Raw genomic sequence first — 4,902 nt, 5'->3', positions numbered from 1 at the left:
GAATAATAAAAAATGAAGGTAAATCTGCAATTATGGTAACTCATGACATTTCAGATGCACTATCTATAAAAGTGCTACCTCTGAAAATGATATAATAAATTCACCTAAACAAAATATAGATTCATCCTCAGAATTAAAAGATGTTGACTCAGTAGATATCAACTATACTGATTTAACTACTCCAGAACTTAAAAAAAATACTTTTGGACAAAGACTTAGAAAGTCTAGATTAGAATTAGGATTATCTGTAAAAGATGTAGCAGATATCTGTAAAATTACTCCTTCTGTTGTCAACGGATATGAACTCGAAAGATTCTATCCTTCAAAAGAAATTTTGGACTTGCTATCATCTACATTTAATGTAAATTATTTATGCTCTGATGGGTATACAAACTTAATTTCAAACTATGATATATTTATAGAAAATCTTAAAATTTGGATTTCTGATAACAACTTTACTACACAAATAGCCGCAGATAAACTTGGTGTTTCTCGCTCTTTACTTAGATTTTGGTTTAATGGTGGTACTATGAGAATAAGTCTATATAATAAAATAAAAGGTAATTTGGCACACTATAATCTTATATAAAATTTTCAAATAAAAAATGGGGAATATCTTACAAAAGATACTCTCCCTTTTTTATCTATACAAATAATTATGCTTTTTATATTTTCAAAAATATAAGTTTATTATAATATGTTAGTATCATTAATTTTATTTATACTTATACTTCGCTCTTCTTTTAGTGTTACAAATGATTCTATTTCTTTTGTTAAACTATGATGACTTTCATTATACTCACTACTCTTTAAATATCTTATTAGATCTTCTCTATCATATTCGTATTTTAACCATGTAGCTATTGGTAAGTCATATTCCTTTATATATTGTATTAATTTATCTTTTTTATTTGGTCTTGCACTAATTTTGTACTTCTTATTTAAAGTAATATCACTATCATAAACTGTAACTTTACTCTTATCTGTTGCTAGTAATATATTTTCTATCATTAGTTCAATATTTCTATTTTCTTTTTCTATTTCATTCATTTCTTTCTTATTTTTATAATTCTTTATCTCTATTTCTTTTATAAGCTCTCTTTCTTTTTCTTTCAAAGCTCTAATTCTCTCTATGTTACTATAATATTTATCTAATAGCTCTTTTTCTATCAAGTCATTTACTTCTATACTATTAATTTCTAACATATATTCTCCCCCAATATCTATTAATTATAAACTATTTACCATTCCACTCATCACTTTCAATTTCAAGTAAATTAGGCGTTATTCTAATAGCTTTGTATTTACCCTTTTTTAAGTTTTCATCATAATTAAATGTAATTATAATGCTCCTTCTAGGTTCTTCATTTAATTTATACCTTTTAGGAATATTTTCTATATTCCCATTATTAATATTTGCAAGTGCTGCAATTAAATGTTGCTTCTTATTATCTTTAATAATACCTCTAAATGTTTTTTCATTCATAATAATATATAGTTCTTTTTCAAATTTATTATATAAATAAATTTGCCTCCATGAATAATTTTGAATATAGCTAACAGTAAACTTATTATTATTCCTAAATGTATGTTTTAAGTTAGAATATATATGATCCCATAATAAACGATCTTTTCCAATCATAAGTTCAAAGTTATTTTCTTTAAATAGCCTATTATTTTTAATTTGAGCTCTATTTATACATTTTGCGATATAATCTTTTTCTTTGAATTTCAACTTAGTAGGATCTTTCATAAGTAATACCATCCCCCAATAATACAAATAAACTTAATAATATATTATATTTTTATATGTATATGTTATATTATCTTGTACTTATTTAATTATTGTAAAAATAAAATATGGATAGCTAAAATATATTAACTATCCACGATTAATATCACTTATGTAAAATATATGAATTTATACCATACCTATTAAAATAATCAACTAATAAACTACCATTTATAAGAGATATATTATTTTCAGATGCAAATTTCTCACACTGAGAACTAAAATTACTTGTAGAAATAAATATACCTTTCATAGCATCAGAATTTCTTAATACTGACTCAAACTCTCTAAGCTTTGGTATATCAATATTATTCTTGTATCGTTTTACTTGACCAATAACCTTTCCTCCCATTATTGGATCATTATTATATAACTCACAATCTATACCACCATCATTAGTTTTCTTTGTTTCTATTACTTCATATCCCATATTTCTAAATAATGTACATACTAAACTTTCAAGTGCAAATGGATCTACCTCTAATAAATTTATACTTTCACTACTTATAACTGATTTATTTAAATAATCACATTTAGCTATAGGAGTGATTTCCTTAAAGCATAAATTTGAACCTATGTCTATTCTACCTTGCATAGTTTGTTTTAAACATTTTAATTTATCTATTCTACTCATATCAATACTATTAAAGATATTCTTATCTACCATAACTGATATTATATACGGATTTATATCTTGTCCTGTAGATGAATCTATATCTTTTATATATCCATTGAACACAATTGTATCTATATTATTATGTATATCTTGATTAAATACATTGCTAATACTGTTAAGAGCTATAGAGAATACAACTTGGTTATAAATACTATTTCTATCTTTCACACTCATAGTAATAGCTTTTATCTCATCTTTTGTTTTTTTATATTCATAACCTGTTTTATCTGGTACTATTTGTATATCCGGTAATAAGTAATCTATTACTAACTTATTTGAGTCTTTACAATAACCTGTATTTATACATCTCTTAAATTCAACTGGATACTCTATTTGATTTAATAATTCTGCTTTATAACTACTTATAATTGACGCATCCCTATTTTTATATAATTCTTTTTTAGTGTTTATAATTTCATTTGTTTGAAGCTCATGAACTTTAATCAAAGATTCAATCTTACTTTTTCGATTAGCTTCATTTTCTTCATATATGTTATATTCTTTTTCATATCTTTCCTTTTCTTCTTTTACATATAAATTATATTTTTGCTTAGGTCCTTCAAATAATTTTTCTATTATATTAGATTTTCGTATATTTAATTCACTAGGTTTTGTATATGGAACTAATAACTCTTCTGGTAATTTTAATTCCTGCAAATCTTTTTTTATAAACTCTTCAATTGATATTTCTCTACATTTGCTATTTATTATATTATTTAGATTCTTTATATAAATATCTATATTATTTGTTAATATAGAAGCTTCTTCATGTCTATCATTTATGTATTGTTCTTTTTGTTGCTTTTCAAGTTCTTTCATCTTTTTCTTTTGTTCTTTGATTAATTGTTTTGCTACTTGATTTGAAAAGTTTGCTACACCTTTTTTAGCCATAATCTATGCTCCTTCAGTTAGTTATTATATTTACATTATTTGCATAAATTACATTTTTTATGAATTCAATCCTTATAAATTGATTTTGAATATTCATTCTATAGCTTTACTTATCTTGATTAGTTCTATTAATATAGCTTCCATGTAAAGACTTATATCTCCATCACTTGTTATCTATAAAGATTCTATTCATTATTTAATACATTATTTTGTTGCTTATACTCCAATAACTTATCCACCCCAAAATTCCTAACCAAAGCCTGCTCCGTAATAATCCAAGTAGTTCCCATCTTCTTAACATCAACCCCCTCAACAAGCTTTTTCCTTGCAACTTGCTTTCTAAAACAAGAATCCCCCACCCCATAAATCTTAGCTGCCTCAAGAAAAGTATATAACCCTTCAAAACTCCCACAACATCCATTATATTTTAAATCATCATTTTCCATAAAATCACCTCTTTATAAACATACCTCTACTATTACCGCAAACGTGAATTTTTAAACCTATCTTAATTAAAATCTATATTGCCACAAACACAAAAACCTACTTATTCCAATACTTTCATACATATTTTCCCGCAAACAGGACAAACTATATACATAAAATAAAACACCAAAGGAGAAACAAAAATGCAAATATACATAGCAGACTTACAAGCATATAATAGCGGATACTTAAAAGGAGAATGGATTAAACTACCAACAGAAGAAGATGATATACAAGATGCAATACTAAGACAAAGCCAAAACGTACAGAGCGACTTCGCAATACATGACTGGGAACTTCCATTTGAAATAAGTGAATACACAAACCCATTAAAAATAAATGAACTTTGCCACACTATACAAGAATTAAACTTAAACAAATACTTAATACAGCATCTTGAATATGCCTATGGAGTAGATTTAAAAAATACCGATACTTATACACTAAAAAATTATTTAGATAATATATATACAATAGAAGCTAGTAACAATATAGAATTTGCACAAAACTTCATATATGAATTCTACTTTGACCAAATAGAGGCCCTACCTTGGGAGATATCATATAGCATAGACTATGAAACTTTATATAAAAAATTAGAAATGACAATGAACATAACCAAAAACGAATATGAAAATATATACTACTACTCTAATAACTAAAAATCATAAAATAAAATACCAAACATAAAAAGCTTCTAATTAATTAGGAGCTTTTAAAGTTTTAAATTCTTAATAACCTATATAATTTTAAATGCTAATATATCTGCTTTAAAAGCTATATATACACCAGCATTGGATAGCGGAGCAACGATTTTATCCAATGCGGTATACCAAACAATAAGATACATTGCCGACACCAGGTAAATAGACTCATATGTATAGTAGGAGACTTGCACTATAAATTATTGATATGTATTTTATAGAAAATGTGGAGGCTTAATAAATTAAGTAAGGTTCATGCACCCAATAAAACCTAGAAACTGGGCATTGGGCTTAGGGCAGTGAATGGCTATTCCAAAGAAGCTACGAGCACAAATGAGCGGCTAAGATACGTA

7 protein-coding genes are annotated in these 4,902 nt (G+C 25.7%); 2 read left to right on the top strand and 5 right to left on the bottom strand.

Features of this window, described 5'->3' with window-relative positions:
* Nucleotides 1-162 precede the first annotated feature (162 nt).
* On the bottom strand, nt 163-294 hold the full coding sequence (locus tag Q5F54_RS10575) for a hypothetical protein (RefSeq protein WP_281538544.1): 132 nt from the start codon (nt 292-294) through the stop codon (nt 163-165).
* On the opposite strand from Q5F54_RS10575, the gene Q5F54_RS10570 reads away from it, so the two are divergent.
* Nucleotides 266-589, top strand: coding sequence for a hypothetical protein (locus Q5F54_RS10570; RefSeq protein WP_369124056.1), 324 nt, complete (start codon nt 266-268; stop codon nt 587-589). The genes Q5F54_RS10575 and Q5F54_RS10570 overlap by 29 nt on opposite strands.
* 101 nt (nt 590-690) lie before the next feature.
* Here Q5F54_RS10570 and Q5F54_RS10565 read toward each other — a convergent pair whose 3' ends face one another.
* The 4 genes from Q5F54_RS10565 to Q5F54_RS10550 form a co-directional block, all read right to left on the bottom strand.
* Nucleotides 691-1,206, bottom strand: a complete 516-nt coding sequence (locus tag Q5F54_RS10565; protein WP_288526295.1) for a hypothetical protein — start codon at nt 1,204-1,206, stop codon at nt 691-693.
* 31 nt (nt 1,207-1,237) lie between these two features.
* A complete protein-coding gene (locus Q5F54_RS10560; RefSeq protein ID WP_288306294.1) occupies nt 1,238-1,753 on the bottom strand; it encodes a DUF5986 family protein in 516 nt (171 codons plus the stop codon).
* Nucleotides 1,754-1,898: 145 nt separating this feature from the next.
* Nucleotides 1,899-3,359: a restriction endonuclease gene (locus Q5F54_RS10555; protein WP_302334398.1), complete on the bottom strand. Its 1,461-nt coding sequence runs from the start codon at nt 3,357-3,359 to the stop codon at nt 1,899-1,901.
* Between the two features lie 185 nt (nt 3,360-3,544).
* The gene (locus Q5F54_RS10550) at nt 3,545-3,805 is read right to left on the bottom strand and encodes a hypothetical protein (RefSeq protein WP_281537320.1); all 261 of its coding nucleotides are present in this window, start codon (nt 3,803-3,805) and stop codon (nt 3,545-3,547) included.
* 183 nt (nt 3,806-3,988) lie between these two features.
* Here Q5F54_RS10550 and Q5F54_RS10545 point away from each other — a divergent pair, with 183 nt between their 5' ends.
* Complete coding sequence (locus tag Q5F54_RS10545) at nt 3,989-4,507, top strand: antirestriction protein ArdA (RefSeq protein ID WP_281537321.1); 519 nt, start codon at nt 3,989-3,991, stop codon at nt 4,505-4,507.
* The last annotated feature ends 395 nt before the right edge of the window (nt 4,508-4,902 follow it).

Origin of the sequence: uncultured Romboutsia sp., assembly GCF_958366745.1 — a bacterium.
Lineage (GTDB): Bacteria > Bacillota > Clostridia > Peptostreptococcales > Peptostreptococcaceae > Romboutsia > Romboutsia timonensis.
Note: the sequence above shows the minus strand (reverse complement) of the source record. Positions and strands in the feature narration are given on the sequence as shown.

What these genes read in the sequence shown, in the direction of transcription:
- Q5F54_RS10565 (WP_288526295.1), bottom strand. Translation starts at nt 1,206, where the DNA reads ATGTTAGAAATTAATAGTATAGAAGTAAATGACTTGATAGAAAAAGAG.
- Q5F54_RS10560 (WP_288306294.1), bottom strand. Translation starts at nt 1,753, where the DNA reads ATGAAAGATCCTACTAAGTTGAAATTCAAAGAAAAAGATTATATCGCA.
- Q5F54_RS10555 (WP_302334398.1), bottom strand. Translation starts at nt 3,359, where the DNA reads ATGGCTAAAAAAGGTGTAGCAAACTTTTCAAATCAAGTAGCAAAACAA.
- Q5F54_RS10550 (WP_281537320.1), bottom strand. Translation starts at nt 3,805, where the DNA reads ATGGAAAATGATGATTTAAAATATAATGGATGTTGTGGGAGTTTTGAA.
- Q5F54_RS10545 (WP_281537321.1), top strand. Translation starts at nt 3,989, where the DNA reads ATGCAAATATACATAGCAGACTTACAAGCATATAATAGCGGATACTTA.